Source organism: Rhodococcus sp. P4_E4 (assembly GCF_056401575.1).
Genome location: NZ_JBFUJB010000023.1, coordinates 172,527 through 196,963, shown reverse-complemented (window position 1 = coordinate 196,963; position 24,437 = coordinate 172,527). Strand labels below are relative to the sequence as shown.

At 63.2% G+C, this 24,437-nt stretch carries 27 protein-coding genes; 16 read left to right on the top strand and 11 right to left on the bottom strand.

Going from position 1 to position 24,437, the window contains the following annotated elements; genetic code table 11:
* The first annotated feature begins 33 nt into the window (after window positions 1–33).
* The 3 genes from AC1DVN_RS24825 to secA all read left to right on the top strand — a co-directional run bounded on the left by AC1DVN_RS24825 (window position 34) and on the right by secA (window position 4,595).
* Window positions 34–765: a ComF family protein gene (locus AC1DVN_RS24825; protein ID WP_021332565.1), complete on the top strand. Its 732-nt coding sequence runs from the start codon at window positions 34–36 to the stop codon at window positions 763–765.
* A gap of 175 nt (window positions 766–940) precedes the next feature.
* Window positions 941–1,621 (top strand): ribosome hibernation-promoting factor, HPF/YfiA family, encoded by a 681-nt coding sequence (gene hpf / locus AC1DVN_RS24820; RefSeq protein ID WP_003940893.1) that lies wholly within the window; start codon window positions 941–943, stop codon window positions 1,619–1,621.
* Window positions 1,622–1,751: 130 nt separating this feature from the next.
* Window positions 1,752–4,595 (top strand): preprotein translocase subunit SecA, encoded by a 2,844-nt coding sequence (gene secA / locus AC1DVN_RS24815; RefSeq protein ID WP_019747784.1) that lies wholly within the window; start codon window positions 1,752–1,754, stop codon window positions 4,593–4,595.
* A 52-nt stretch (window positions 4,596–4,647) separates the two neighbouring features.
* On the opposite strand, the gene AC1DVN_RS24810 is transcribed toward secA, so the two are convergent.
* Window positions 4,648–4,983 (bottom strand): Rv3235 family protein, encoded by a 336-nt coding sequence (locus AC1DVN_RS24810; RefSeq protein ID WP_243617116.1) that lies wholly within the window; start codon window positions 4,981–4,983, stop codon window positions 4,648–4,650.
* Between the two features lie 314 nt (window positions 4,984–5,297).
* On the opposite strand from AC1DVN_RS24810, the gene AC1DVN_RS24805 reads away from it, so the two are divergent.
* The 6 genes from AC1DVN_RS24805 to AC1DVN_RS24780 all read left to right on the top strand — a co-directional run bounded on the left by AC1DVN_RS24805 (window position 5,298) and on the right by AC1DVN_RS24780 (window position 11,528).
* The gene (locus AC1DVN_RS24805) at window positions 5,298–5,723 is read left to right on the top strand and encodes an HAD-IA family hydrolase (RefSeq protein ID WP_020969221.1); all 426 of its coding nucleotides are present in this window, start codon (window positions 5,298–5,300) and stop codon (window positions 5,721–5,723) included.
* Entirely contained in the window at window positions 5,717–7,126 is a 1,410-nt protein-coding gene (locus tag AC1DVN_RS24800) for a WS/DGAT/MGAT family O-acyltransferase (RefSeq protein ID WP_003940935.1), read from the top strand. The genes AC1DVN_RS24805 and AC1DVN_RS24800 overlap by 7 nt, the downstream gene beginning before the upstream one ends.
* A gap of 23 nt (window positions 7,127–7,149) precedes the next feature.
* Entirely contained in the window at window positions 7,150–7,650 is a 501-nt protein-coding gene (locus AC1DVN_RS24795) for a DUF6912 family protein (RefSeq protein WP_031330962.1), read from the top strand.
* A gap of 92 nt (window positions 7,651–7,742) precedes the next feature.
* Entirely contained in the window at window positions 7,743–8,861 is a 1,119-nt protein-coding gene (locus AC1DVN_RS24790; protein WP_003940928.1) for a ferredoxin reductase, read from the top strand.
* Window positions 8,862–8,885: 24 nt separating this feature from the next.
* On the top strand, window positions 8,886–10,148 hold the full coding sequence (locus AC1DVN_RS24785; protein ID WP_020907111.1) for a fatty acid desaturase family protein: 1,263 nt from the start codon (window positions 8,886–8,888) through the stop codon (window positions 10,146–10,148).
* 138 nt (window positions 10,149–10,286) lie between these two features.
* Complete coding sequence (locus AC1DVN_RS24780; RefSeq protein WP_019747790.1) at window positions 10,287–11,528, top strand: fatty acid desaturase family protein; 1,242 nt, start codon at window positions 10,287–10,289, stop codon at window positions 11,526–11,528.
* A 92-nt stretch (window positions 11,529–11,620) separates the two neighbouring features.
* On the opposite strand, the gene rsgA is transcribed toward AC1DVN_RS24780, so the two are convergent.
* The gene (gene rsgA / locus AC1DVN_RS24775; RefSeq protein WP_007731200.1) at window positions 11,621–12,658 is read right to left on the bottom strand and encodes a ribosome small subunit-dependent GTPase A; all 1,038 of its coding nucleotides are present in this window, start codon (window positions 12,656–12,658) and stop codon (window positions 11,621–11,623) included.
* On the bottom strand, window positions 12,607–13,920 hold the full coding sequence (gene aroA, locus AC1DVN_RS24770; RefSeq protein ID WP_092763696.1) for a 3-phosphoshikimate 1-carboxyvinyltransferase: 1,314 nt from the start codon (window positions 13,918–13,920) through the stop codon (window positions 12,607–12,609). Before aroA ends, rsgA begins: the two co-directional genes overlap by 52 nt.
* A 49-nt stretch (window positions 13,921–13,969) precedes the next feature.
* On the opposite strand from aroA, the gene AC1DVN_RS24765 reads away from it, so the two are divergent.
* The gene (locus tag AC1DVN_RS24765; protein WP_020969226.1) at window positions 13,970–14,722 is read left to right on the top strand and encodes an SOS response-associated peptidase; all 753 of its coding nucleotides are present in this window, start codon (window positions 13,970–13,972) and stop codon (window positions 14,720–14,722) included.
* Between the two features lie 3 nt (window positions 14,723–14,725).
* Here AC1DVN_RS24765 and AC1DVN_RS24760 read toward each other — a convergent pair whose 3' ends face one another.
* Both AC1DVN_RS24760 and ybaK read right to left on the bottom strand, forming a co-directional pair.
* Window positions 14,726–15,439 carry an SIMPL domain-containing protein gene (locus AC1DVN_RS24760; protein WP_021332569.1) on the bottom strand — a complete coding sequence of 238 codons (714 nt, stop codon included), beginning with the start codon at window positions 15,437–15,439 and terminating at the stop codon, window positions 14,726–14,728.
* A 24-nt stretch (window positions 15,440–15,463) separates the two neighbouring features.
* On the bottom strand, window positions 15,464–15,958 hold the full coding sequence (ybaK, locus tag AC1DVN_RS24755) for a Cys-tRNA(Pro) deacylase (protein ID WP_019747794.1): 495 nt from the start codon (window positions 15,956–15,958) through the stop codon (window positions 15,464–15,466).
* Between the two features lie 207 nt (window positions 15,959–16,165).
* Between ybaK and AC1DVN_RS24750 the strand changes: the two genes are divergently transcribed.
* Window positions 16,166–16,864, top strand: a complete 699-nt coding sequence (locus tag AC1DVN_RS24750; protein WP_019747795.1) for a sigma-70 family RNA polymerase sigma factor — start codon at window positions 16,166–16,168, stop codon at window positions 16,862–16,864.
* On the top strand, window positions 16,861–17,190 hold the full coding sequence (gene rsrA, locus AC1DVN_RS24745) for a mycothiol system anti-sigma-R factor (protein WP_477994308.1): 330 nt from the start codon (window positions 16,861–16,863) through the stop codon (window positions 17,188–17,190). Before AC1DVN_RS24750 ends, rsrA begins: the two co-directional genes overlap by 4 nt.
* Here the strand turns inward: rsrA and AC1DVN_RS24740 are convergent.
* Window positions 17,162–17,236: a 50S ribosomal protein bL37 gene (locus AC1DVN_RS24740; protein ID WP_022597109.1), complete on the bottom strand. Its 75-nt coding sequence runs from the start codon at window positions 17,234–17,236 to the stop codon at window positions 17,162–17,164. The two genes, rsrA and AC1DVN_RS24740, sit on opposite strands and share 29 nt — an antisense overlap.
* A gap of 136 nt (window positions 17,237–17,372) precedes the next feature.
* Between AC1DVN_RS24740 and AC1DVN_RS24735 the strand changes: the two genes are divergently transcribed.
* Together AC1DVN_RS24735 and AC1DVN_RS24730 are read left to right on the top strand one after the other, a co-directional pair.
* Entirely contained in the window at window positions 17,373–17,588 is a 216-nt protein-coding gene (locus tag AC1DVN_RS24735) for a biotin/lipoyl-binding carrier protein (protein WP_007731208.1), read from the top strand.
* A gap of 8 nt (window positions 17,589–17,596) precedes the next feature.
* Complete coding sequence (locus AC1DVN_RS24730) at window positions 17,597–19,099, top strand: sensor histidine kinase (RefSeq protein WP_019747797.1); 1,503 nt, start codon at window positions 17,597–17,599, stop codon at window positions 19,097–19,099.
* 119 nt (window positions 19,100–19,218) lie between these two features.
* Here the strand turns inward: AC1DVN_RS24730 and AC1DVN_RS24725 are convergent, their stop codons facing one another.
* Window positions 19,219–19,473 carry a WhiB family transcriptional regulator gene (locus AC1DVN_RS24725; RefSeq protein WP_003940950.1) on the bottom strand — a complete coding sequence of 85 codons (255 nt, stop codon included), beginning with the start codon at window positions 19,471–19,473 and terminating at the stop codon, window positions 19,219–19,221.
* A gap of 255 nt (window positions 19,474–19,728) precedes the next feature.
* Complete coding sequence (locus AC1DVN_RS24720; RefSeq protein ID WP_019747798.1) at window positions 19,729–20,685, bottom strand: diacylglycerol/lipid kinase family protein; 957 nt, start codon at window positions 20,683–20,685, stop codon at window positions 19,729–19,731.
* A 41-nt stretch (window positions 20,686–20,726) separates the two neighbouring features.
* Between AC1DVN_RS24720 and AC1DVN_RS24715 the strand changes: the two genes are divergently transcribed.
* Window positions 20,727–21,197 carry a hypothetical protein gene (locus tag AC1DVN_RS24715; protein WP_070386890.1) on the top strand — a complete coding sequence of 157 codons (471 nt, stop codon included), beginning with the start codon at window positions 20,727–20,729 and terminating at the stop codon, window positions 21,195–21,197.
* Between the two features lie 26 nt (window positions 21,198–21,223).
* Here the strand turns inward: AC1DVN_RS24715 and AC1DVN_RS24710 are convergent, their stop codons facing one another.
* On the bottom strand, window positions 21,224–21,703 hold the full coding sequence (locus tag AC1DVN_RS24710; RefSeq protein ID WP_003940724.1) for a GNAT family N-acetyltransferase: 480 nt from the start codon (window positions 21,701–21,703) through the stop codon (window positions 21,224–21,226).
* Between the two features lie 17 nt (window positions 21,704–21,720).
* Window positions 21,721–22,344, bottom strand: a complete 624-nt coding sequence (locus tag AC1DVN_RS24705; RefSeq protein WP_019747801.1) for an acid phosphatase — start codon at window positions 22,342–22,344, stop codon at window positions 21,721–21,723.
* Between the two features lie 71 nt (window positions 22,345–22,415).
* On the opposite strand from AC1DVN_RS24705, the gene AC1DVN_RS24700 reads away from it, so the two are divergent.
* Window positions 22,416–23,213 carry a ParA family protein gene (locus AC1DVN_RS24700; protein WP_003940948.1) on the top strand — a complete coding sequence of 266 codons (798 nt, stop codon included), beginning with the start codon at window positions 22,416–22,418 and terminating at the stop codon, window positions 23,211–23,213.
* A gap of 15 nt (window positions 23,214–23,228) precedes the next feature.
* On the opposite strand, the gene AC1DVN_RS24695 is transcribed toward AC1DVN_RS24700, so the two are convergent.
* Window positions 23,229–24,431: an Rv3212 family protein gene (locus AC1DVN_RS24695; RefSeq protein ID WP_459114600.1), complete on the bottom strand. Its 1,203-nt coding sequence runs from the start codon at window positions 24,429–24,431 to the stop codon at window positions 23,229–23,231.
* Between the last annotated feature and the right edge of the window lie 6 nt (window positions 24,432–24,437).

Sequence of the window (24,437 nt, the reverse complement as noted above, 5' to 3'; positions counted from 1 at the left end):
CGTCTCTGTGCTCTGGTGCATGTCTGTGCTCTGATGCATGTCGGTGCTCTGATTCATGATTCGGCCATGGGGGACAAGAAATTCGGTGCCGGATTGCTCGATCTGCTGTTGCCACGCGAGTGTGGTGGGTGTGGCCGCACGGGGACGCTGTGGTGCGGTGAGTGCGCGAAACTGCTGCGTGACCATCCGGTTCAACTGAGTCCGCGCGTAGACCCGGGCGTGCCGGTCTGGGCACTCGGCCGCTACGACGGCCCGAGGCGGCGCAGTGTGATCGAGATGAAGGAACGGGGTCGTCGAGACCTCGCGACGCCTCTGGGGATCGCTGTGGCCGGCGCATTGGGCACTCTGGAACGGTGGGGCGAGGTCGGCGGCGGGGGTCGTACGCCGATCATGCTGGTGCCGGCTCCCACACGCGCCCGAGCGGCGCGATCTCGCGGGGGTGATCCGGTTCGCCGGATAGCCGAGAGTGTGCGCGAAAAGCGAGAAGTTGGTTCTGTCGAGGGGCGTCCGGTACGTGTCTGTCCGATTCTCCGGATGACGCGAGGCGTACGTGACTCGGTCGGACTGTCCGCGGCCGACCGGGTGACCAATGTGAACGGTCATGTGTCTCTCGACACCACTGCAGTCTCTTCGATTGTCGGGGACGGCGACATCGTCCTGCTCGACGACGTCCTGACCACGGGAGCAACTGCGGCAGAGTCGGTTCGGGCTCTCGCGCTCAGTGGGATTCGGACAACTCTCGTGCTTGTTCTTGCAGGGGCTTAGATGAATTTCGTTGGAACAGTGGCACTCGCGCGCGTTACGTACTAGCGTCGGCGGCACACCCGAAAATACTGGTAGGAGGTGGTACTTCGATACTGGTGCCGGGCGGATCCCCTCTCGGTACTTGCAGAATTTGCCGCCGCCCACCGTGGGGCGGGGCCGTAATTGGGAGGTACGAGTGACGACCCCTTCGCAAGCCTCGTTTTTCATCGAGGACGCCACCATCGAGCGTTCCGAGAATGCCGCAGCTCCGAGATCCGACGTCGTAGTCAAGGGACGAAATGTCGAGATCCCCGATCACTTCCGAATCTACGTTTCGGAAAAGCTGGCGCGACTCGAACACTTCGACCCCTCCATATTCCACTTCGACGTGGAACTCCAACATGAACGCAACCGACGACAGGCCAAGAGTTGCCAGCGCGTCGAGATCACCGCTCGAGGTAAAGGCCCGGTGGCCCGAGCCGAAGCGTCCGCAGACAGCTTCTACGCCGCCTTCGAATCGGTGATCGACAAGCTCGAGAGTCGCCTCCGTCGAACCAAGGACCGCAAGAAGGTCCATTACGGCGACAAGCGACCGGTGTCCGTCGCGGAGGCAACCGCCTCCCTCGTCGACGCAGACTCGCTCGGAGTCACACCGGACATTTCGCTGAACGGCCAAGAGCCGGACGAGTACGACGGCCCGGGACGCGTGGTCCGCACGAAGGATCACCCGGCCGAGCCGATGACCATCGACGACGCTCTGTACGAGATGGAACTGGTCGGACACGACTTCTTTCTCTTCCATGACAAGGAGTCGGACAAGCCGTCCGTCGTCTACCGTCGTCACGCTTTCGACTACGGATTGATCCGCCTGACATGACCCAATCGGTGGTGGGTTTGCTCGCTCGCCGCCGGTAGCGCCTACCATGGAATCCGGCCGGAGTTTTCGGACCCCGGCCGGATTTTCAGTGTGTGACCCCTGTCGCCGAAGATTGAGGACGAAGAAGACTGTGCCGTCGCTGTCGCTATCGAAGCTGCTCCGTGTTGGTGAAGGTCGCATGGTCAAGCGGCTCAAGCACATCGCCGAGCATGTGGAATCTCTGTCGCCCGATGTCGAAGGCCTGACAGACGAGCAACTCAAAGCCAAGACCACCGAGTTCCGTGAGCGCTACGCCGCCGGGGAAACCCTCGACGAGTTGCTGCCCGAGGCATTCTCCGTGGCCCGCGAGGCGTCGTGGCGCGTGATCGACCAGAAGCACTTCCACGTGCAGATCATGGGCGGCGCGGCCCTGCACTTCGGCAACGTCGCCGAGATGAAGACCGGTGAGGGCAAGACCCTGACCTGTGTTCTTCCGGCATACCTCAACGCGATCGCCGGCGACGGCGTCCACGTGGTCACGGTCAACGACTACCTCGCCAAGCGTGACTCCGAGTGGATGGGTCGCGTTCACCGCGCCCTCGGCCTCGAGACCAGTGTGATTCTCTCGGGTATGACGCCGGCCGAGCGCCGCGTCGCCTACGCAGCCGACATCACGTACGGCACCAACAACGAGTTCGGCTTCGACTACCTGCGCGACAACATGACGCATTCGCTGGACGACCTGGTCCAGCGTGGCCACGCGTTTGCCATCGTCGACGAGGTCGACTCGATCCTCATCGACGAAGCCCGAACCCCGCTCATCATCTCGGGCCCGGCCGACGGCTCCAGCAAGTGGTACAGCGAGTTCGCTCGCATCGCGCCGCTGCTGAAGAAGGACGTCCACTACGAGGTCGACATCCGCAAGCGCACCATCGGTGTGCACGAGGCGGGCGTCGAACTGGTCGAGGACCAGCTCGGTATCGACAACCTGTACGAAGCCGCGAATTCTCCGCTGGTGAGCTACTTGAACAACGCGATCAAGGCCAAGGAGCTCTACACCAAGGACAAGGACTACATCGTCCGCGACGGTGAGGTCATCATCGTCGACGAGTTCACCGGCCGCGTGCTGGTCGGCCGCCGCTACAACGAGGGCATGCACCAGGCGATCGAGGCCAAGGAGAAGGTGGAGATCAAGGCGGAGAATCAGACTCTCGCCACCATCACCCTGCAGAACTACTTCCGTCTGTACGACAAGTTGTCCGGCATGACGGGTACCGCCGAGACGGAAGCTGCCGAGCTTCACCAGACCTACACCCTCGGTGTGATCCCGATCCCGACCAACCGCCCGATGGTCCGAGTCGACAACGGCGACCTCATCTACAAGACCGAGGAAGCCAAGTTCGACGCGGTGGTCGACGACGTCGTCGAGCGCCACGAGAACGGCCAGCCTGTCCTGATCGGTACCACCAGCGTCGAGCGCTCGGAGTACCTGTCCAAGCAGTTCACCAAGCGCGGCGTTGCACACAACGTCCTCAACGCGAAGTTCCACGAGAAGGAAGCGACCATCATCGCCGAGGCCGGTCGCTCCGGTGCGGTCACCGTCGCGACCAACATGGCCGGCCGCGGTACCGACGTCGTTCTCGGTGGTAACCCGGACATCATCGCGGACATCGCGCTGCGCAAGAAGGGCCTCGATCCGGTCACGACGCCGGACGAGTACGAAGCAGCCTGGGACGCAGTCCTGGACGAGGTCAAGGCTGAGGTCAAGGCAGACGCGGAGAAGGTCCGCGACGCAGGCGGCCTGTACGTTCTGGGCACCGAGCGTCACGAATCGCGTCGTATCGACAACCAGTTGCGCGGTCGTTCCGGACGTCAGGGTGATCCCGGCGAATCGCGGTTCTACCTTTCGCTCGGTGACGAGCTCATGCGCCGCTTCAACGGTTCGGCACTCGAGTCGATCATGACGCGCCTCAACCTTCCCGACGACGTCCCGATCGAAGCCAAGATGGTCTCGAAGGCCATCAAGAGCGCTCAGACTCAGGTCGAGCAGCAGAACTTCGAAATTCGCAAGAATGTCCTCAAGTACGACGAGGTCATGAACCAGCAGCGAACGGTCATCTACAAGGAGCGCCGCCAGATCCTCGAGGGTGAGGACATGGAGGGCCAGGTCGAGCAGATGATCACTGACGTGGTCACCGCCTACGTCGACGGTGCCACCGCCGAGGGATACGTCGAGGACTGGGATCTCGAGCAGCTGTGGACCGCGCTCAAGACGCTCTACCCGGTCGGCATCGATCACAAGACGTTGGCAGGGGAGGACGGCGCAGGCATCAACAGTGACCTGAGCCGTGACGACCTGCGAACCGCTTTGCTCGAAGACGCCCACGCGGCGTACAAGAAGCGCGAAGCCGAGATCGATGCGATCGCCGGCGAAAACGGTATGCGTGAACTCGAGCGTCGTGTCTTCCTCTCGGTCCTGGACCGCAAGTGGCGTGAGCATCTCTACGAGATGGATTACCTCAAGGAGGGAATCGGTCTGCGTGCGATGGCCCAGCGCGATCCGCTGGTCGAGTACCAGCGCGAGGGTTACGACATGTTCATCGGCATGCTCGACGGATTGAAGGAAGAGTCCGTCGGATTCCTCTTCAACCTGCAGGTCGAGGCAGCTCCGGCGCAGCCCGCGAGCGGAATCTCCGTCACGGCCGGCTCGGCCGCTGCGGCGTCCGCCACGGCGCCCAAGCCGCTCCCGACGCAGGAAGCCGCAGCCAGGACAACCGGAACTGCTGCCCCGACGGCGTTGCGCGCCAAGGGACTTGACGACGAAGGTCCGTCGCGATTGACGTACACCGGCCCGGACGAGGACGGTAAGGCGAAGGCAACGCGGGACTCGGCCGCCGACTCCGGTGACGGGGCCGCCTCGCGCCGCGAACGTCGTGAAGCAGCACGGACGCAGTCGAAGAGCAATCGAGCTCCGAAGTCCAAGCGCAAGCGCTGAGGTTCAGTACAGCTGAGCTACCAGCGCAGTTAGTACTCAGCAGGCTGGACGGTCACACCACGTGTAGTGCGGTGACCGTCCAGCCTGTTCCGTCTGTGTGGTCGATCCGACCCGCGACGGCAAATGTCTGCGTGCCTCGTGTGTACGTCGCACAGACTTCGGCGGTACTCTTCGACACTGCTTGAACGTGGGTGCGGTGAACGGCCGCGCCGCCCAGCTTCCGGGCCGAAAATTCCGAAGTATAAAGTCGCGCAACTACTTCCAGGACGGACGGCGTCAATACGCCCTTGAGTTGCCGCGGATTTCGTCGCCGGTCGACGGTTTCGAGAACCAGGCGAAGTGATCGGTTCCAGAAAATGTCGGCACCCGCCAACTGCGGTTCCAGCACGTGAGTGAAACCGGCACTGGGCGACGTTCCGTTGTGTGGCGACTTTCGTGGGCGCCGCAGCATTCGGTCTGTTCGGCACTGTGCTCGGTCGGGTCGGCACTGCGGCTGCGTAAGCGCGACGGTATGCGCGTGAGGCTCGAATTGTGGCGCCGGCTCGAGAATGATTGTGCAGTCCTGCTTCATGACATCCCCCCCGGATGATCGTGCGTCCGAGATGGTCGTCTCGGACTTCGCTCCCCCGAGCGATGGTGAGAAGCATGACACGAAACGCTCGAGATGTCGCCGTGATCACCATCGCGACTTAGGGTGATGGCGTGCGGGGACTTCTGTTGGATGTCGGTGGCGTGCTGTTCGGTCCGGGATCGGATCTCGACGGCTTGAGCGCGGTCGTGCGCGCGGTGAAGGCCCGCGGAATCGTGACGGGAATCGTCAGCAACGATCCCGGCGGTGCCAATGCTCAGTGGTTGCGGGATCTCGGAGACGGGGTCTTGGTCGACGACGTGATCTTGTCCGGTGATGTCGAGATGGCGAAGCCCGACGCCGAGATCTATCTGTTGGCGGCGAGTCGTTTGGGCGTCGAGCCGGAGGACTTCGTTTTCGTGGACGATCTCGAAATCAACGTCCGGGCGGCGGTGGCGGTCGGGATGGTCGGGGTCCACCACGTCGGCTCCGAATCGACCATCGAGGAGTTGTCGATTCTGTTCGATCTCGGCGAAGGAGGGGACACGAAGCCATGGTGAACAGACTGACGACTCAGGATGCTGCTTTCTACTTCCTCGAAGCCGGGACGACGCCGATGCATGTCGGCTCGTTGGGGATCTTCCGGCAACTGCGAAACGGGATCGATCACGAGGAATTGCTTCGTCTGGTCGAAGAGCGGCTCGGATCGGTTCCGCGTTACCGCCAGCGAGTGCGTGAGGTGGCGTTCGGCCTGGCCCGCCCCGTGTGGGTGGACGACTCGGATTTCGACATCACCTATCACGTACGCCGATCGGCTCTGCCCAAACCAGGTTCCGACGAACAGCTGATGGATCTGATCGCGCGGCTGACGTCGAGACCACTCGACAGCACGAGGCCGTTGTGGGAGATGTACCTGGTCGAGGGGCTGACCAGAAACAGATTTGCCATCTTCACGAAGTCTCATTCGTCGTTGGTGGACGGCGAGGCGGCTCCAGAGATCAGTCAGGTGATCTTCGATCCGGAGAAGAATCGAGCGCCAGGCCCCGAAGAATTGTGGATGCCCGCCAGGCCGCCGAGCGATACCAGCTTGTTGGTCAGTGCAATGGCAGATCTCGTGACGAGCCCGGGGGAGGGGATCGCACGGGCGCGTGCAGCGTTCAACGACGTGACCACATCCGTCACCGAGGCTGTGAGTGCACTCGGGAAACTCGCGGAAGTGGTTCGAACGGCGACCCAGGTGGCCCCGTCGAGCCCGCTCAACGCCACCATCTCGCGCAATCGACGCCTTGCGGTGGCCAAGACGTCTCTCGAGGACTATCGACGTATTCGCGCGCGGTACGGGTGCGAGATCAATGACGTGATTCTCACCGTCATCGCAGGTGCGATGCGGAACTGGCTGCTCTCGCGTGGTGAGCCGGTGACCGAGGCGACCATCGTGCGGGCGATGGTGCCCATGTCGGTGTACACGGACGGCCCCGAGAGTCCCGACGTCGACGATCCGCAGGCGCCGGGGCATGTTTCCTCGTTCCTCATCGACCTGCCTGTCGGTGAACCCAACGCGGTTGTTCGGCTCTCTCACGTTGCGCATGCGACGGAGGCATTCGCGCGTCAGGGTCGGCGGGTCACCGCGCAGACGATGGTGCGAATGTCTGGGTTTGCGCCGGCGACGCTGCATGCGATGAGCTCCCGTGCGGCCAGTAGTCTGTCGCAGCGAATGTTCAACTTGATGATCACCAATGCGCCAGGGCCACAGTTCCCGCTCTACCTCGGTGGGGCTCGGATGCTGGAGATGTATCCGGTGTCGCCACTGCTCAAGAATCAGACACTCAGCATCGCCCTGACGTCGTACGACGGAAATGTCTACTACGGTTTGAATGCCGACCGTGACGCGATGTCGGACGTCGACGTCGTTCGTTCGCTGATCTTCGAGTCACTCGAGGAATTGACGGATGCGAGTCGGTGACGAACGAGCATGAAGGTGGTCTCATGAGGGTGTACGTACCGGCGACGGTCGAGATTTTGCAGAAGTTGGTCGCAGATCAGGAGTTCGACCCGATGAGCCGGACGGCTTTTGCGGTCACCCCGACTCTGCGTGAGTCGTATGCGGCGGGCGATGACGACGAGTTGGCCGAGGTCGCCATGGGTGAGGCTGCGCGTGCGTCGCTGCGCCTGATCGCCGGAACCGAGGGTGACGTCACCTTCCGGCGTGCTGTCGTTGCCGCCGACGTCGACGATGCCGATGTGAAGTTGCGGCCCGATCTCGACGATTCTGTAGTTCGATTGGCGGGTCCTCTGACGATGGCTCAGGTTGCATCTGTGCATGTCGACCTCCAACAGGCAGAATCGGACATCGAGCGCGCTGCTGGCATAGTCGACGCGGCGGATCTCGGCGATGCTGATGCCGAGTTCACGCTCGGCGACGCGGAGGACCACGAGTTGGCGTGGTACGCCGCGCAGGAGTTGCCGTTCTTGCTCGACCTGCTGTGAATGTGCTTACCGTGAAGTAACCTACGGTACCGTAACCTGATAACCTACGGTACCGTAGGCAGTGGGTTCGGAAGGTGAGAGGTGGAGGTCTGATGGGTCTGAAGGACTGGATCGAGGCACCGGCAGCGTCGGTAGTTCCGGCAGCGCGGTCGAAGCTCAATCTGCTTCGTGGTGCGGCGGCGCGGCTGACCACACCATTGCTTCCCGACGACTATCTGCACCTCGCAAATCCGTTGTGGTCCGCCCGCGAGCTGCGTGGTCAGATCGTCGAAGTCCGGCCTGAGACCACGGATTCGGCGACCATCGTCATCAAGCCGGGTTGGGGATTCGACTTCAACTACCAGCCGGGGCAGTACATCGGCATCGGTCTGCATATCGACGGACGCTGGCATTGGCGGTCGTACTCACTTACTTCGCCTCCCAACTGGGAGAACAAGCGCATTTCCATCGCGGTCAAGGCCATGCCAGAGGGCTTTCTCTCGAGCCACCTCGTCAGCGGGGCCGTGCCGTCGGGAACCATCGTTCGACTGGCCACGCCTTCGGGCAACTTCGCGTTGCCGGATCCGCCGCCGGAGAAGATCCTGTTCATCACCGCCGGCAGTGGCATCACTCCGGTCATGGGCATGTTGCGGACGATGAACCGGCGCGGTCAATTGCCCGACGTCATGCACATCCACTCGGCGCCGACGGAATCCGACGTGATGTTCGCCGACGAACTCACGGCACTGCACGCCGAGCACGAGGACTTCGTGAGTCACGTTCAGCTCACTCGCCGCGACGGAAAATTCAAACTCAGTTCTCTCGACACGGTCTGCCCCGACTGGCGTGAGCGCCACACCTGGGCGTGCGGACCCCTTCCGTTGCTCGACGAGCTCGAAGACGTCTGGAAGGCGGAAGGCATCGAGGATCGACTCCATATGGAGCGATTCGCGGTTTCACGCATCGACGCCTCGGCGGACGGCGGCACGGTCACGTTCGAGAAGTCGGGTAAGACGATCACCGTCGACGGCGCGACGACGCTTCTGGAAGCCGGCGAGCAGTCCGGCGCCTTGATGCCCTTCGGTTGCCGCATGGGCATCTGCCAGACGTGTGTCGTGCCTCTCGTCGCCGGCCACGCAATCGACCTACGCTCGGGAAAACAGCACGCGGAGGGCGAGCGGATTCAGACGTGCATCTCCGCTGCCGCCGGCGACTGTACGCTGGACGCATAGCTTCTAGGCACACGGAGGACCACGGTGGCCATCACCGATATCAAAGAGTTTTCGCACCTCACCGAGGCCGATGTCGAAGCTCTCGGACGTGAACTCGATCAGATTCGACTAGACATCGAAGACTCTCGTGGAATCCGGGACGCCCGCTACATTCGTCGCGTCATTCGCGTCCAGCGGGCGTTGGAGCTCGGTGGGCGTATCGCGCTGTTCGGCAGTCGGTACCGACCGGCATGGCTGGTCGGCACGACCCTGCTGAGCCTGTCGAAGATCATCGAGAACATGGAGCTCGGGCATAACGTCATGCACGGGCAATGGGACTGGATGAACGATCCCGAGATTCACTCCGTTTCGTGGGAGTGGGATCAGACCGGTCCTTCCGAGCACTGGAAGCGTGCGCACAACTACCAGCACCACACGTACACCAACGTCGTCGGGATGGACGAGGACCTCGGTTTCGGGATCCTGCGTATGACGCGTGACGAGCCGTGGAAGCCGATCAACCTCTTCCAGCCGATCGCCAACGTGATCTTGGCGGCCACGTTCGAGTGGGGCATCGCGCTGCACGACCTCACGGCGGCAGCCGAGTTGGAGGGCGCGGAAAAGGGGCAACTGAACTCGCAGGCGAACAAAGACTTCGCGCGCAAGATCTTTCGTCAGGTGGGCAAGGACTTCATCTTGTTCCCCGCGCTGACGGGGCCGGCGTGGAAGTCGACCATGACGGCCAATGCCACCGCGAATCTCGTGCGCAACCTGTGGGCGTACGTCGTCATCTTCTGTGGTCACTTCCCGGACGGCGCCGAGAAGTTCACCGTTGCCGAATTCGAGCAGGAGACTCGTCACGAGTGGTACCTGCGCCAGATGCTCGGTAGCGCGAACTTCAATTCGGGCAAGCTCATGGGACTCATGAGCGGCAACTTGAGCTACCAGATCGAGCACCACGTCTTCCCTGATCTGCCGAGCAACCGCTACCCCGAAATTGCCGTGAAGATGCGTGCATTGTGCGAGAAGTTCGATCTCCCGTACACCACAGGTTCGCTCTTCAAGCAGTATCTCCTGGCGCTGCGCACGATCCACAAGCTGGCCTTGCCGGACAAGTGGCTGACTGCGACCTCGGACAATGCTCCGGAAACGTCCTCGGAACTACGGTTCCGCGACTCAGGGTTCCGGGACGCAGCCATGGCGATGGTCGAGGACCTGCGTACCGATCCGGTCACCGGCAAGCGCCTCGGATTGTTGACCGCACTCAAGTCGCAGGCGCGTTCTCGCATGCCGAAGCGCCGGAAGTGATATAGGTTACATCGGGAAAAACCTAACCTACGGTGCCGTAAGTTACGCTACAGTAGGTGCAGTTGATCTGAACGATTCGAAGTCATGATCGTTCTGCACTTACTACTTTGCGCCTAACTCACTGCTAGGAGGCTTTCCATGGCGATTGCAGATGTCAAGGAATATGCACATCTCACGGACGCCGACATCGAGGCGCTCGGCCGCGAACTCGACGCGATTCGTCGCGACATCGAGGAGTCGCGCGGCGAAAAGGACGCGCGCTACGTGCGCAACGTCATTCGCCTGCAGCGTTCACTCGAAATCGGCGGCCGCGCAGTGCTTTTCGCCAGCCGTCGCCGTCCGGCGTGGCTCGCCGGAGTTGGCCTGCTGACGCTCTCGAAGATCATCGAGAACATGGAACTCGGGCACAACGTGATGCACGGTCAGTGGGACTGGATGAACGACCCGGAGATCCACTCCACCTCGTGGGAGTGGGACGTCACCGGCCCGTCTGCGCACTGGAAGCAGACCCACAACTACCTGCATCACAAGTACACCAACGTCCTCGGAATGGACGACGACGTCGGATACGGACTCCTGCGCGTCACCCGCGATCAGCGATGGAAGCCCTTCAACGCCGGCAATCTGGTCTACAACACGCTGCTCGCGCTGTTCTTCGAGTACGGCATCGCCGCACAGCACCTCGAGCTCGGCAAGGTGGCCAAGGGCCGCGCCGACAAGGAAGAGACCCAGCGCAAGCTCCGCGAGGTCGGCGAGAAGATCGGCAAGCAGGTCCTGCGCGACTACGTCATCTACCCGGCCATCACCGGCCCGGCGTGGAAGAGCACGTTGTCGGCCAACTTCACCGCCAACACCCTGCGGAACGTGTGGACCAACGCGGTCATCTTCTGCGGTCACTTCCCGGACGGTGCCGAGAAGTTCACCAAGGAAGACATCGACAAGGAAACGCAGGCTCAGTGGTACCTGCGTCAGATGCTCGGTAGCGCCAACATCGAGGGCAGCGCGCTCATGGACTTCATGACGGGCAACCTGAGCTACCAGATCGAGCATCACCTGTTCCCCGATCTGCCCAGCAACCGCTACAAGGACATCGCGGTCACGGTGCGTCAGCTCGCGGACAAGTACGACCTGCCGTACACGACGGGCCCACTTGCCGTGCAGTACGCCAAGTCCTGGCGCACCATCGCCAAGCTGTCGCTGCCCAACAAGTACCTCAAGGACACCGTCGACAATGCGCCCGAGACGGCGTCGGAGCGGATGTTCGACGGCGAACTGACGTCGACTGTCGATCCCGTGACCGGGCGTCGTAACGGTCTCAAGAGCGCCATCGCACGTAAGCGCAAGAGTGGAAAGCTGCGCAGCCTCCTCGGCCTGCGCTGATTTCCCGCCTGCGCTGACCAGACGCAACAAGCGGCCCGACACCATTCGACATGGTGCCGGGCCGCTTTGCTGTTCTAGCCAAGGGGTGTCGCTCAGTACTGATCGTTGGACTTGATCGCTTCCAGCAGTTGTCGCACAGCGACGACGCGTCGAGCGGATTTGCCCTCCAGCAGGTCGAGCTTGCATTCGGGGTCTGCCGGCGGCCCGAGGTGCGTGCATCCGCGCGGGCAATCCTCGATCGCCGCAGCGAGATCCGAGAATGCAGCCACCACGTTCTCGGGCGAGATGTGCGCCAGACCGAACGAACGGATGCCCGGGGTGTCGATCACCCAGCCGCCACCGGCGAGGGGGAGTGCCACCGATTGCGTCGATGTGTGCCGGCCCTTGCCGACGCCGGATACGATGCCGACCGCTCGATTGGCATCGGGGACAAGGCGATTGACCAATGTCGATTTTCCGACGCCGGAATGTCCGATCAGGGCGGTCAACTTGTGCTCGAGGATCTGCGTCAGTTCGTCCAGGGGATCGTCGCGACCGGCGACGACCACTTGGATGTCGAGGTCGGCGAAAGTGCTCGCGAATTCCTCGGGTGGTTCGAGGTCGCTCTTGGTCAGGCAGACGATCGGTGTCAGGCCACCCACGTAGGCGGCGACCAGTGCGCGCTCGACAAAACCGGTGCGCGGTGGGGGATCGGCGAGTGCCACGACGATGAGCAACTGCTCCGCGTTCGCGACGACGATGCGTTCGAAGGGATCGGTGTCGTCGGCCGTCCGTCGCAGAACCGTTGAACGCTCGGAGACCCGGACAATGCGGGCGAGGGTGTCGGTTTTGCCGGACAGATCGCCGACGATGTCCACCTGATCGCCGACGACGATGGGGGTTCGGCCAAGTTCGCGGGCACGCATCGTGACGATCAGTCGGTCGGGATCGCCGCCGAGGACGCAACCCCAACGGCCACGATCCTTCGACACCACCATCCCCGATTCGGCCGAGAGATGTTCGGGCCGAGTCTTCGTACGGGGGCGGGATCCGCGGCCGGGACGTACCCGGACGTCGGACTCGTCGTACTGCCGCGGACTCAGAAGCTTGCCTTCGGTGTCGCCGGCGAACTCTCGAGCATGTCGATCCACATGTTCTCGAAGTCGGGCAGTGTCTTGGCTGTGGTTCCGACATCGTCGACGTCGACGCCGTCGACGACCAGGCCGATGATGGCGCCGGCTGTTGCCATGCGGTGGTCGGCATACGAGAGCCATTGTCCGCCATGGAGTTCCGCGGGAACGATCGTCAGGCCGTCGTCGGTTTCGGTGACCGAGCCGCCGAGCTTGTTGATCTCGTCGGCGAGCGCGGCCAGACGGTCGGTCTCGTGCCCGCGCAGGTGTGCAATACCTCGTAGATGCGAGGTGCCCTCGGCGAGAGCAGCCAGGGCCGCGACGGTGGGGGTCAGCTCTCCCACGTCGTGGAGGTCGATGTCGATGCCGCGCAGTTTCTCCGGGCCGCGAACGGTCAGCACGCCGTCGGCAAGAGTGACGTCGGCGCCCATCGAGGCGAGGATCCCGCGGATCGCGTCGCCGGGCTGCGTCGTCGACGACGGCCACATCGGGACGCTGACGGTTCCGCCGGTAACAGCGGCTGCGGCCAGGAACGGTGTGGCGTTGGAGAGATCGGGTTCGATCGCCCAGTCCACGGCGCGCACCGGCCCCGGTGCCACCCGCCACGTGTCTGCGTCTCCGCCCGTGGCTGGTGTCGTCACGGAAACTCCGGCTAGGCGGAGCATCTCGACGGTCATGTCGATGTGTGGCATGGACGGGACGGGCTTGCCGTCGTGGTGGACGGTGACACCTTCTTCGAAGGCGGCAGCCGAGAGCAGCAGACCGGAGACGAACTGCGACGAGCCGGATGCGTCGATGGTGACCGTTCCTCCGCGTAGGGATCCGGTTCCGGTGACGGTGAACGGGAGTGCGTCACCCTCGATCCGAGCGCCGAGACCGCGCAGTGCCTCCAAGATGGTGCCGAGGGGGCGTGTGCGTGCTTGCTCGTCGCCGTCGAAGCGGACGATGCCGTCGGCCATCGCGGCGAGCGGCGGCAGGAAGCGCATCACGGTGCCGGCCAGGCCGCAGTCGACCTCGCCGCCGCGCAGGGGCCCAGGGGTGATGCGAAGCGTGGTCGGATCGCCGGCTTCCTCGACGCCGATGCCGAGGTCACGCAGAGCTGCGATCATCAGGTCGGCGTCACGGCTGCGAAGTGCACCGGTAATCGTGGACGGGCCATCCGCAAGTGCGGCAAGAATCAGAGCTCGATTGGTGATGGACTTGGATCCGGGCAGCGTCACCACTGCATCGACGGGTGCTTGGGCCCTCGGGGCGCTCCACAGACTCAGACTCACATGGTCCATCTTCTCTCATCGGTGGGGGAATGGTCGAAACCGTGCCACCCTGGGTGTCATGTGCGGAAGGTATGCGACCACAGCGGACCCGGCCACCCTGGCGGTGGAACTCGATGCGCTCGACGAGACGGACCACTCGGCGCCCGTCGAAGCCGATTACAACGTGGCCCCCACGACCGAGGTGTTGACCGTCGTCGAACGCCACGATCGGGAAAACCCCGACAGCGATCCGACCAAGAGGATTCGGCGGATGCGATGGGGATTGGTGCCGTCGTGGACCAAGGAACTGGGCAAAGGCCCGGTCCTGTTCAACGCCCGCGCCGACTCGCTGGCGGAGAAGCCGGCGTTTCGGACCGCCTTCAAGTTCAAGCGTTGCCTGGTCCCCATGGACGGGTGGTACGAGTGGCAGACCGAGGCCACCGGCGGGAAAAAGGCAGCGAAGATTCCTTACTACATGCACCCCGACGACGGATCACGGCTGTTCATGGCGGGCGTGTGGTCTGCCTGGCGGGACCCGAGGGTCGAGAACGCGAGCCCCGTCCTGAGCTGCTCGATCGTCACAGTCGACTCTCTCGGTCACCTCGAGCAGGTTCACGACCGCATGCCCCTCGCCCTGCCTCGTGACCGCTGGGAGGCGTGGCTCGATCCCGACAACACCGTCGATTCGGCTCTGCTCGAACCGGTGCCGGACCTCTTCGAGCGGATCGACGTCGATCGAGTCCGGCCGCTGGTCAACAGTGTCAAGAACAACGGGCACGAGTTGATCGAGCCGGACGTCGACCGTGCCGGCGAGCAGATCAGCCTGCTCTAGTGGTCAGCCGAGAGCCCAGGTAACGGTCACCTCGAACGAGACCTGCTGGGTTCCCGGGGCGAGAACCATGTCGGACATCGAGGCGTCGGGAGCGCGCATGGTCTGACCGCCGCTCGTGTCGTGTGCCTCGGTGATGGTCACGACGTTCTCGAGCGACGTACCGGACAGATCCGCGTACTGCTCGGCACGGTTCTTCGCGTCCTCGAAGGCCCGGGTGCGAGCGTCGGCCAGAAGCTGAGAGTCGTCGTCGATGGCGAAGGCGACGTTGCCGAGCCGTGCCGCGTTTCCGCCCGCCGCGATGCCGGCGTCCAGGACAGAAGAGGCCTTGTCGAGATCGCGTACGACGATTCGTACCGAGTTGGTTGCCCGGTAGCCGGTCACGTTGCCGCCGACGAACGGTCCGCCGCTGGCGTCGTACTGCGGCTGGACGGACAGATCGCTTGTCTGCACGTCCTCGGGGGCCACACCGGCGGCGACTATCGCGTCGATCATCTGACGGGCCTTGTCATTCGCCTCCGAGACCGCTCCCGATACATCCGGGGCAACCACCTCGATGCCGATGTCGGCATTGAGGATGTCCGGCGCCCCGCGGACCTGCCCTGATCCGACTACCGTGACTTCCTTGGCGGCATTGTCCGAACTCCCGCAGGCCGTCAGCGAGACGGTGAGAGCCGCCGCTGCAGCGGTCAGTGCAAGAGTTTTCAGGTGTGGTCGCATGGTGAGACCGTAGCGACCGGATACTCAGCCCGCCGTGATTTGCGCCGTGACCGCGCCACTCAACTGCGCGAGGTCCGTCGGAGCCAGCTCGATCTCGAGCCCGCGTCGACCGGCGCTGCAGAGAATGCGGTCCCAGTCGAGCGCCGACGCATCGATCACGGTCGGCAGTTTCTTGCGTTGGCCGAGCGGTGAGATACCGCCGAAGACGTAGCCGCTCGAGCGCTCGGCTTCGGCGCGATCGGCCATGACGGCTTTGCTTGCACCGAGGGCAGCGGCTGCGGCTTTGAGCGAGAGCTTGTTCGGGACCGGCAGGACCGCGACGGCGAGCTTGCCGGTGTCGAGTTTGACGACCAAGGTCTTGAAGATCTGTGCGGCCTCGACTCCTACCAACTCGGCCAGTGCAGTGACCGCCTCGTCGCCGAACGATTCGGCGCGAGGATCGTGGTCGTAGCTGTGAACGCGGTGCGGTGTCTTCGACTTGTCGAGAAGTACGGTCGCAGGGGTCGCTGTTCCGGCCATGAGGAACACCCTATGTGGATCGCCGACAGGTGCATCCGACCAGGCCGGGAACAGAGTCGCAGACTCCCGTGTTGGTACCAGTTGATGAAACTTGTCCCGAGAAGCGAAGGAGCGACCGTGCTGGCTGTGTGTGAGCCACCACCGGCCCGTGGGTCGGATCTTCAGTTGGCGGTAACCTTGATCCCTACGGCTAGTGAAGGGATCAGAGTGCTGGAACACGACCGGCCCAAGGACGAACCGTCAGGGGTAACTGAACCTATCGACGGCGCTGTGTCCGAAACGCCCGAAACTGCGGATGAGTTGATTGCCCGGTTCGAGCGCGACGCGCTCCCGCTGCTCGACCAGTTGTACGGCGCTGCCCTGCGCATGACGCGGAATCCGGCTGATGCCGAGGATCTCGTGCAGGAGACGTACGTCAAGGCGTACACCGCTTTCCGTTCGTTCCGTGCCGGTACCAACCTGAAAGCCTGGCTGTACCGGATTCTCACGAACACCTACATCAACTCGTACCGCAAGAAGCAGCGCCAACCCGCGCAGTATCCGACGGACGAGATCACCGACTGGCAGTTGGCTGCCACCGCCGAGCACACCTCGACGGGGCTGCGATCGGCCGAGGTGGAGGCGCTCGACGCGTTGCCTGACGATGACATCAAGGCGGCGCTGCAGTCGCTTCCCGAGGAATTCCGTATGGCCGTGTACTACGCCGATGTCGAAGGATTCCCGTACAAGGAGATCGCGGAGATCATGGGCACACCCATCGGAACGGTGATGTCGCGACTGCACCGTGGTCGCAAGCAATTGCGTGGTCTTTTGGCCGATGTCGCAAAAGACCGGGGATTCAATCGGGACGGCGCGGTCGACACAGCCACAGTCGCAGCCACCGAGACGGAAGGTGTCACACGATGAGTGAGCAGGACGAATTCGAAAGGCTCGACTGCTCGGCAGTCATCGCCGACGTCTGGTTGATGCTCGACGGTGAATGCGACGATTCAAGTCGTGCTCGCCTGCAGCGTCATATCGACGATTGTGGATCGTGCCTCGAGGCCTACGGGATCGAGGAGAAGGTCAAGAGCCTGATCAACCGTAAGTGCGGTGGAGACCACGCGCCGGAAAGCCTGCGTCAGCGGCTCACCGTCGAGTTGCGTCGGACCATCGTGGGAAGCAATGCTTCCCCGCCCCTCGGACGTTTTGTTGCGCTACATGTCAGGCGTTTGGACGCTTGCCATGGTTAGCGGCGTTGCCCTTACGGCTGCGCTTCTTACGACCACGCTTACCCATGATTGGTCTCCCTTCTGTTTCTTTCGCGTCATTGTTTCACGCCGATGCCGGTGTGGTTCCATTGGCAGGTCGATCGAGTGATCCGTCGACGTATTTTCGTGGTCAGAGTGCAGTTCCGACAGAAGTGAGGTTCACGATGGCAGAAGACGTGCGCGCCGAGATGGTTTCGACGGTCTACCAGGTCGTCGTGAGCGAGGGAGACGTCGTTGCGGACGGCGACACCCTGGTCATCCTCGAATCCATGAAGATGGAGATTCCCGTCCTGGCCGAGGTTCCGGGAACGGTGACGACGGTGGGCGTCAAGGTCGGCGACGTGATTCAGCAAGGCGATCTGATCGCCGTGATCTCCTAAGCCGGACGATGTCCACTCTCAGTGACCTCCTCGCCGAACACACCGATCTTCCCGGTGCGGCGGTCGACCATCTCCAGCGCGTCGTGGGGGAGTGGCAACTGCTCGCCGACCTCTCCTTTGCCGACGTTCTCCTGTGGGTGGGCACCGAATCGGAGAAGAACCGATCCGAGGGGACGGTCATCTGCGTCGCGCATTGCCGGCCGACAACGGCATCGACGGCTTTTCCGGAGGACGCGGTCGGAACGGTCGTTTCCGAGTCCGAGCACCCGCAGGTTCTTCGCGCTCTCGTCGAGGGCCGCGTCGTGCGCGGGGAAGACGAGACGTGGCGTGAAGGAATGCCGCCGCGTCGGGAAGCCGTTCCGGTGCGTCTGGACGGGCGAGTCATCGCGGTTCTGAGCCGCGACACCAACCTGTCGCACCAGCGAGCGCAGAGTCCGCTCGAGCTCGCGTATCTCGATTGCGCCGAAGACCTGTGTCAGATGATCAGCGACGGAACCTTCCCGATCCGAGAATCGCGCTCCGACACGAACTCGAGCCCACGTGCGGGCGACGGCTTCATCCGTCTCGATACCGAAGGCACCGTCGTCTATGCCAGCCCGAACGCGCTCTCGGCCTATCACCGGATGGGTCTGAGTTCGGATTTGGTGGGCCAAGACCTCGCGGCGTTGACCCGTTCGTTGGTCACCGACCCGTTCGAGTCTCAGGAAGCTGCGGGATACATCCGAGATACGTTGGCGGACAAGCCCGGTCGCCGTATGGAGATCGAGGCGCGCGGGGCGACCGTTCTGCTGCGAGCCCTGGTTCTCAAGCCGGGCGGCCGGCATGTCGGTGCGGCGGTCGTCGTCCGCGACGTCACCGAGGTCAAGCGTCGTGATCGCGCTCTCCTGAGCAAGGACGCAACCATCCGCGAGATTCACCATCGAGTGAAGAACAACCTGCAAACCGTCGCGGCGCTTCTGCGTCTACAGGCCAGGCGAACCGGCAACGACGAAGCGCGACAGGCGTTGACAGAGTCGGTGAGGCGCGTGACGTCCATCGCCCTCGTTCACGACACCTTGTCGATGTCGGTGGACGAAGAGGTGGATCTCGACGAGGTGATCGACCGGTTGGTTCCCATGCTCTCCGATGTCGCGGGAGTGGGTGTGCCGGTGGCGATTCGGCGTGAGGGCAGTTTCGGAGTGTTCTCCGCCGAGCGCGCCACCCCGCTGGTCATGGTGCTGACGGAGTTGGTGCAGAACGCGATCGAGCACGCTTTCGATCCGGGAGTGACCGGCACGGTCACACTCAGCGCCGAGCGTTCTGCGCGCTGGTTGGACGTGATCATCCACGACAACGGGCGCGGCCTGCCGGAGAACTTCGACCTCGAGAAGTCCGATCGGCTCGGACTCCAGATCGTGCGGACTTTGTTGGGCGCCGAACTCGGTGGCTCGCTCGGACTGCACCCGGGAAGCGGTGGCGGCACCGACGCGGTTCTGCGTGTGCCGCTCGGTAGACGCACTGCGCGTTACTGATTCGAGCAGCGTTAGCGATTCGAGCAGACAAAAAGCCCGACACCATGTGGTGTCGGGCTGTCGTCTTCGACTGTGCGGAGGGGCTGTTCTCCGCCGCGAGTCGAACGTCTCGGTTCTACCTAGACGGAAGTGCGTGCACGGGTACGTGCGTTACGACGCTTGAGTGCGCGACGCTCGTCTTCGCTCATTCCGCCCCAGACGCCTGCATCCTGGCCGGACTCGAGAGCCCAGGACAGGCACTCGGCGGTGACGGGGCAGCGGTTGCAGACAACCTTGGCATCAGCGATCTGAGCGAGGGCCGGTCCACTGTTTCCCACCGGGAAGAACAGTTCGGGATCCTCGTCGCGACAGATTGCGTTGTGGCGCCAGTCCATCTTTTTTCGCTCCTTAATTGGGTGTGTATTCACACCATTTGGTACCAATGAGTTTGTGTGTGCGTCATCAATGTTTCCGCACTGTTACTTGTGAATGCTTTCACGAACTGGCGGTATGTCAATAGGTTTGAACGGGTTCGTGGGCCAACTCACTAATTTGTGACACACCTGACGGCCACCTGGGCGTCACCGGCATTTTACCCGATTTCGACTATTCGGCATCAGAGTTTTTGCAGGTCAAACGTGTTGCCTGACTCACGTCGGAATCGGTGCGAACACTTCCAGTGCATCCGGGACCGAGGTGAATTCGACTTTTTCGCGAAGTCCGATGTAGTCGCCGTCCATCTGCAGTCCGATCGGTCGCGACGATTCGATGGTGATTGTCGGGACGTCGTCGGTGCGTAGAAGGACCTTCGATTTCGGTTCTGCGCCGCGTGCGAGGAGCTGTCGCACAACCCGCAGAGACGGTAGGACTTTGGTGCTCGTCATAGCGAAGATGCCGAGTCCACTGTCGAAGGTTGTTCCCGGATTGGTGTGTACGGGACGCTCTTCCAGATATGTCCACGGGCTCGAGTTCGACACGAACGCGTAGTGGACTCCGGAGACGGGATCCTGATCGGGGAGGTGGACTGTCAGGGCGGGCTCGGCTCGCTTGGCACGGAAGAACGCCGCGATTGCGGTTCGGACATACCGGGCGGGTGTGGCGGCGTCACCGTTCTTACGGCTGGCGTCGACGGCCTCGCATACATCGGCGTCGAGGCCCATTCCGGCGTTGAACGTGAACCAACGGTTGTCGCAGTGTGCGAGCCCGATTCGGCGTCTCGTTCGTTCCGAGAGTAGATCGACGAGTTGGTTTGTGGCGTCGATCGGGTCGGCGGCAATACCGAGTGAGCGCGCGAAAACGTTTGCCGAGCCTCCCGGGACGACAGCGATCGTCGGGATCGGACCGACCGGAACCGATTTCATCGACGCGGGATGCGGTGACCCGAGCAGTCCGTTGACCACTTCGTTGACCGTTCCGTCGCCGCCGTGGACGATCACCGAGCCGAAGCCGTCTTCGTGGGCTTCGCGCGCCAATTCGGCAGCGTGTCCCCGATGTGTGGTGTGCGCCACAGTAAGTCGCACCCGACTCTCGAGGGCGTGTGCCAACAGGTCACGACCGGCAGCGGTGGTGGAGGTGGCATTGGGGTTGACGATCAGCAGTGCGCGCACGGGGCATGAGCCTATCCGGTGTCGTGTTCTAGGCTGGCCTCGTGCCGAATACCGCCAGTCCGAACGCCCTGCCCAAGACAGTCACATGGGCAGGTGCCCTCGTGACGCTGCAAGGGCTGGTTGCCGCCGGGTTCGCGATCGTCGCAGTGATTCGCGGCGCGACCGGCCACGATCAGAGCATCACCAACGGATACGGATTTGCCGCCTGGGTCGCGATCCTCGGCGGCGCGGTGTTGGCAGCCGGTATCGCCTTGCTGACGGGTCGCCGGTGGGGCCGGGCAATCGCCGTCGTCGCGCAGTTGCTGCTCCTGCCGGTCGCCTGGTCGCTCCTGACCGATTCGCATCAGGTGCCGCTCGGCATCGTTCTGGGTGTCGTCGTTCTCGGCGCTCTGGGCTGCCTGTTCTCGGCTCCGACGTCTCGATGGATGGCAGCGGAGTACGGAGCGTACGCAGACGAGGTGTCGCCGGAAGAGGGACACCCGGACGAGACCGAAGAGCCGCGGGACAAGTAGGACGGAACGCCTACCCTGCTTCAGTCCTACTCAGCTTCGGCGGCAAGAGCTCCGAGGTGGGTGCCGGTCAGGCGATACGTGGTCCACTCCGTCTTCGCGTCGGCACCGAGTGACTCGTAGAACTTGATCGAGGGCGTGTTCCAGTTGAGCACCGACCAGGACAGCCGGGTGTAGTCGTTGTCGGTGCACTCCTTGGCGAGCGCGGCCAGAAGAGCCTTTCCGTGGCCTGATCCGCGCTGGCTGGGCTTGACGTACAGGTCTTCGAGGTAGATGCCGTGGGCGCCGTCCCACGTGGAGAAATTGCGGAACCACAGCGCCATGCCGACGACGTCGTCAGCCGAATTCACAGCGACGTGCGCGAAGGCCGTCGCGGCCGGCCCGAACAATGCCTCGCCGATCTGTTCCGCCTTCACGGTGCACTCGTCGAGGGCCTTCTGGTAGTCCGCCAACTCGTAGATCATGTCGGTGATCGGCTGGACGTCTGCGGGCGTGGCGCGTCGGATCATGGGGAGAATCTTAAGCCTCAAGCCTCCACTAGCGGCGGCACGTTGTGATGGACGAGGTGGCTGGCGCCGTGCTCGTAACCGAGAACCGTGTAAGCGCCCGGGAACAACGCGAAACGCTTTCCTTCGGTGACCGGGAGCTCGAGCCAGCGGGCGATGAGCGCGCGTGAGAAGTGGCCGTGCCCGATCAGGATCACGTCCCGCTCGGGTAGCTGCGAACGCACCATCGACAGCACCATGTCGGTGCGGGCATGGATCTGATCGGTCTGCTCGCCGCCCGGGCACGGGTGTGTCCAGACGGTCCAATCGGGCACCGTTGCGCGGATCTCGGGCGTCGTGAGGCCTTCGTAGTCGCCGTAGTCCCATTCGGAAAGTGCATCCCAGGTTCGCTCTTCCGGCAGGCCGGCGAGATCACCCGTCAACTGTGCGCGCAGCCGCGGACTCGTCAGAATCATGGGGTTCCGGAGGTCGAGGGTTCGCAAGCGATTTCCGGTCGCGGTTGCCTGCATCTCGCCGAGCGGAGTCAGCGGAACCTCGGTCCGGCCCGTGTGTTTCCCGGTGCGTGCCCACTCGGTTTCACCGTGGCGCATGAGTACGACGCGAGCACCGAGGGGGATCGACGAGGGGGCGGACTGGGAGGTCATGTCGACCATCATTGCAGGCTGCCTCGCGTGTGTAGCTCGCCTCCTGGCGCGAAGTGCGCAAGGATCTACGTGTGACGACGGTTCTCGCAGTGGCGAATCAAAAGGGCGGCGTGGCTAAAACCACTACCGTCGCTTCTCTCGGTGCGGCTTTGTCCGCGCTCGGACAACGAGTTCTGGTGGTGGATCTCGACCCGCAGGGCTGCCTGACGTTCTCGCTCGGACACAACCCGGATCGCCTCGAGCGTTCGGTCAACGAGGTCCTTGCGGGTGATCTCGACGCGGTCGACGCCGTGCTGAAAACGGACGACGGTATGGATCTCCTGCCGGCCACCATCGATCTCGCGGGCGCCGAAGCGCTGCTCCTGATGCGACCCGGTCGAGAGTTCGCGCTCAAGCGGGCGCTGTCTCCGCTCCTGGGTTCTTACGACGTCATCATCATCGACTGCCCACCGTCGTTGGGTGTGCTCACACTCAACGGATTGACTGCGGCGCAGTCGGTTCTGGTTCCACTGCAATGCGAAACCCTCGCACACCGCGGCGTCGGACAGCTGCTGCGTACGGTTCGTGAAGTCCAAGCCATCACCAACCCGGATCTTGTTCTGCTCGGCGCACTTCCGACTCTGTACGACGCTCGAACCACGCACAGTCGCGACGTACTCGCTGACGTCAGTGACCGCTACTCCCTCGCCGTTCTGGCGCCGCCGATTCCACGGACCGTCAAGTTCGCCGAGGCCTCTGCTTCCGGCGCGACGGTCCTTGCCGGGCGAAAGAACAAGGGCGCGGATGCCTATCGAGAACTCGCCGACAATCTCGTAAAGCATTGGGCTGGAAATGAAGTCGTGACTTTCGCGCCGGAACTGGCGCTCTGAGGAAGGCGAGAGCTTCTAGCGCAGCGCGAACAAGGTATCGCCGCGCTGTTCCAGAATCGTCTCGCCCGCACTGGCGAGCACGATCGGCGTCGTCGTCTCACCGCGGTCGACTGCGATCATGCGCTGCACCGCTCCGTCCGACGGGCTGACGGCTGCAATGCCGCCCGGAACGGGGATGAGCATCTGACCGGCGACCATGCTTCCGGGCCCGGACGTTCCGTTGACTATCCACGTCGGAGCCAGATCGCTCAGGCGGAGGTTGACGGTCTGCGAGCCGGTCCACCAGGTGATCGAAGCTTTGTCGGCGTGGGTGCGGGCCCCTTCGGTCACCGCTCCCTCGATCGGATAGTCGACGATCGGATTGCCGGTTCCGTCGAAAATGGTGATGCGAGAGACGGTTCCGTTGGCGGCAGGGAGGTAGACCGCCGTCTTCTCGCCGGCCACGGCCAGCAGGCGGGCGCCTTCGGAGTCGAGGAGAATCGAGGATCCGTACTCTTCGGGTTCCTGGGCGTCCTTCGGTGCGGGGTTCATCACAGTCAACCTGTTGGAGGCTTCACCCGGGCAACGCTCGAGTACCGAGACTCGGTTGGCGCTCGACGCAGCGTCGAGCAGCGTGCATCCGGTGCGGGGTTGCTTGTTCGGATTGACCTTCGCGTCGACCCGGCCGTACTCGAGTGTTCGGACGAGGTCCGAGCGCCACAGTTCCATTCGCTCACTGCCGCGTGAGATCAGATAGGTGCCGTCCGCCGACAAAGTGACCGCGGAATCGGCGTCACTGTTGCGCTGGTCCTTTCGGGCGCCGGTGTCGGCGACCAGTGACGTGACCTGAGAGCAACCGCGATTGTCCTGATAGACGCTGACGACGCGATCCCACGAACCGATCGCACCGCACAGGGGAATGTTGCGCGCGTATCGCCACACTTCTTCGCCTGTTGCCGGGTCGCGGCCGATCACGTCGGAACCGTCGGCGGTGACGACGGCATTTCCGACGGTGATGGGTGCCGTCGAGTCGGCACTGGGAGATTCCCACGTCTGCTTCAGGATGTCGGGTAACAACACCGACGTCGACAGAGGTGGGAGTGGAGATTCGGCGGTGACCGAGGTGGTTCCGCGCGCATCACTGCGCAACCACACCACGGTCACCGCCACGATTACTGCCAGCGCGATTGCCAGCGCACCGATCACATCTGAGCGAGTACGCCTTTCGGGAGCCAGCACATCGGC

What these genes read in the sequence shown, in the direction of transcription:
- AC1DVN_RS24760 (WP_021332569.1), bottom strand. Translation starts at nt 15,439, where the DNA reads ATGCGACCACACCTGAAAACTCTTGCACTGACCGCTGCAGCGGCGGCT.
- AC1DVN_RS24825 (WP_021332565.1), top strand. Translation starts at nt 34, where the DNA reads ATGCATGTCGGTGCTCTGATTCATGATTCGGCCATGGGGGACAAGAAA.
- rsrA (WP_477994308.1), top strand. Translation starts at nt 16,861, where the DNA reads ATGAGTGAGCAGGACGAATTCGAAAGGCTCGACTGCTCGGCAGTCATC.
- AC1DVN_RS24705 (WP_019747801.1), bottom strand. Translation starts at nt 22,344, where the DNA reads ATGACCTCCCAGTCCGCCCCCTCGTCGATCCCCCTCGGTGCTCGCGTC.
- AC1DVN_RS24765 (WP_020969226.1), top strand. Translation starts at nt 13,970, where the DNA reads ATGTGCGGAAGGTATGCGACCACAGCGGACCCGGCCACCCTGGCGGTG.
- AC1DVN_RS24780 (WP_019747790.1), top strand. Translation starts at nt 10,287, where the DNA reads ATGGCGATTGCAGATGTCAAGGAATATGCACATCTCACGGACGCCGAC.
- ybaK (WP_019747794.1), bottom strand. Translation starts at nt 15,958, where the DNA reads ATGGCCGGAACAGCGACCCCTGCGACCGTACTTCTCGACAAGTCGAAG.
- AC1DVN_RS24795 (WP_031330962.1), top strand. Translation starts at nt 7,150, where the DNA reads ATGAGGGTGTACGTACCGGCGACGGTCGAGATTTTGCAGAAGTTGGTC.
- AC1DVN_RS24735 (WP_007731208.1), top strand. Translation starts at nt 17,373, where the DNA reads ATGGCAGAAGACGTGCGCGCCGAGATGGTTTCGACGGTCTACCAGGTC.
- AC1DVN_RS24800 (WP_003940935.1), top strand. Translation starts at nt 5,717, where the DNA reads ATGGTGAACAGACTGACGACTCAGGATGCTGCTTTCTACTTCCTCGAA.
- AC1DVN_RS24710 (WP_003940724.1), bottom strand. Translation starts at nt 21,703, where the DNA reads ATGATCCGACGCGCCACGCCCGCAGACGTCCAGCCGATCACCGACATG.
- AC1DVN_RS24725 (WP_003940950.1), bottom strand. Translation starts at nt 19,473, where the DNA reads ATGGACTGGCGCCACAACGCAATCTGTCGCGACGAGGATCCCGAACTG.
- aroA (WP_092763696.1), bottom strand. Translation starts at nt 13,920, where the DNA reads ATGGACCATGTGAGTCTGAGTCTGTGGAGCGCCCCGAGGGCCCAAGCA.
- AC1DVN_RS24790 (WP_003940928.1), top strand. Translation starts at nt 7,743, where the DNA reads ATGGGTCTGAAGGACTGGATCGAGGCACCGGCAGCGTCGGTAGTTCCG.
- AC1DVN_RS24730 (WP_019747797.1), top strand. Translation starts at nt 17,597, where the DNA reads ATGTCCACTCTCAGTGACCTCCTCGCCGAACACACCGATCTTCCCGGT.